Source organism: Mesorhizobium sp. M0208, from assembly GCF_040322015.1.
In the GTDB taxonomy this organism is placed as follows: domain Bacteria; phylum Pseudomonadota; class Alphaproteobacteria; order Rhizobiales; family Rhizobiaceae; genus Mesorhizobium.
The window spans coordinates 1-1521 of the sequence record NZ_JAMYSP010000106.1 but is presented as its reverse complement, the minus strand read 5'-3'; the positions used below and the strand labels follow the sequence as shown (position 1 = coordinate 1521).

Sequence of the window (1521 nt, the reverse complement as noted above, 5' to 3'; positions counted from 1 at the left end):
ACCGCGGCCATTGCCAGAGGTTCGCGCTGGAACAGGTCCTGAGCCGACTGCCGCACCCGCCCCGTCATATCGGTGGCGGCCGAGCCGACCTGCCCGGCTGTGCTTCTCAATCTTTCTTTGGCGCCGCTCGCAACGTCTGCCACAGCCTCAACCGCACCGCCTGCCACGGACGCAACCGAACGGGCGGTATCGGAGAGCATGGAGCCGGCGGAACCTTCGCCCTCGGCACCGTACTCATCGCCGCGTGAGTCCTGCCAGGCCCCGCCCAAGCCCCTCTGGTCAGAGAAGTTTCGGGTGCCGTCAGGTTCCCTGCCGGTCGAATAGGCACCAAGTGCTGAACTGTCTACCGACGTGCCCTTGCCTAGCATCAGCCAGGCCAGGCCCGCGCCGACCAATGTAAGCGGCAACGGATTGTCCCTGACCTGAGTCTTAAGATTGCTGAGCATGGCGGATCCCTCGCCGCTGAACATCCCGGTGAATTCGTCGATCAGCTGACCTGGTGTCATCTTGCTCCGGATCGAGTCTGCCGTGTCCGTTATCTTGGCACGGGCAATGTCGGCATCGCGTTCGAGTTCGGCTGCGGATTTGTCGGTCATCTTATCTGGTCCTTGATCACGCGTGCGTCGCGTTTAAGTTGGTCTTGTGTCCGGTCGGGGGTCAACTCTGAGGGAGCCATGCTTGCCTTGCCGGAGCGCAGGAGTATGACGCCCAGTACTGCCACCACGACGCCGACGAGCAGCGAGGACCATCCGGCTCCCAGGCCGGCGCTCGCCAAGGCAATCACCAGCGCCTGCAAAAGCACCATCAGGGCGGCAAGCAGGCAAATGACGCCTCCCATTACCTCCACGGCGCCGGCGCCGGCCTTGCTTAACTTTTCTGACATTTCAGCCCGCAACAGCCTGCTTTCGGTTTGAAGCAGTGTTGTGACCTGCTGTGCCAGATCGCTGACAAGGGTTGTCAGGCTGCGAGTGTCCTGGTTGTCAGTCATGGGTTTCGCTCCAGGCTTGCATTGGCCCAGTCATCGCCGGACTGATCGGATCCTAACGGGGCTGGTTCAACTGGCTCTGCCGATCGCCATCCCGACTCATTCGAGCTAGGACCCGTCTCGGGCACCCGGCCTGTTCCCGACTGGCCCGGTGCTCCGGTTTGAGCAGAGGGTGGCGAGCTCTTGATGAACCGCCCCAAAGCCAGGCCTGCCAATACCGAGCCGGCGATCAGCGCCCCCGAGTTTTCGCGGCCGAACGACTGAATTTCGCCAAGCACCTCGTCGAACGGTTTATCCTTCAGGGACGAGGAAAGCCGCTCGAGCCCGCCTGCGGCGTCAAGGGCGAATTTCGAAGCGGTCCGTTGATCATTGTTGGCAAGATGCTCGCTTGCCGCGCGCAATGCGCCGCTGAAGGCCTTGAGACTGGCGCTCATGTCGCGCTGCGTTCCCTCCGCCTTGTTGAACAATGCTTGCTTTGCTTCCGATGCGTAATCTCCGGCTTTCCTGGTGATCTCGTCACGCGCATCGTGGAGCGC

2 protein-coding genes and 1 pseudogene are annotated in these 1521 nt (G+C 62.2%); all 3 read right to left on the bottom strand.

Translation table 11 applies throughout. The features are described from left to right. A pseudogene (locus NKJ17_RS33815) lies at window positions 1-596 on the bottom strand (hypothetical protein); the annotation flags it as partial. Continuing rightward, window positions 593-988: a phage holin family protein gene (locus NKJ17_RS33810; protein WP_254818831.1), complete on the bottom strand. Its 396-nt coding sequence runs from the start codon at window positions 986-988 to the stop codon at window positions 593-595. The gene NKJ17_RS33810 and the pseudogene NKJ17_RS33815, both read right to left, overlap by 4 nt. Continuing rightward, complete coding sequence (locus tag NKJ17_RS33805; RefSeq protein ID WP_352692041.1) at window positions 985-1452, bottom strand: hypothetical protein; 468 nt, start codon at window positions 1450-1452, stop codon at window positions 985-987. The genes NKJ17_RS33810 and NKJ17_RS33805 overlap by 4 nt, the downstream gene beginning before the upstream one ends. Between the last annotated feature and the right edge of the window lie 69 nt (window positions 1453-1521).

What these genes read in the sequence shown, in the direction of transcription:
- NKJ17_RS33810 (WP_254818831.1), bottom strand. Translation starts at nt 988, where the DNA reads ATGACTGACAACCAGGACACTCGCAGCCTGACAACCCTTGTCAGCGAT.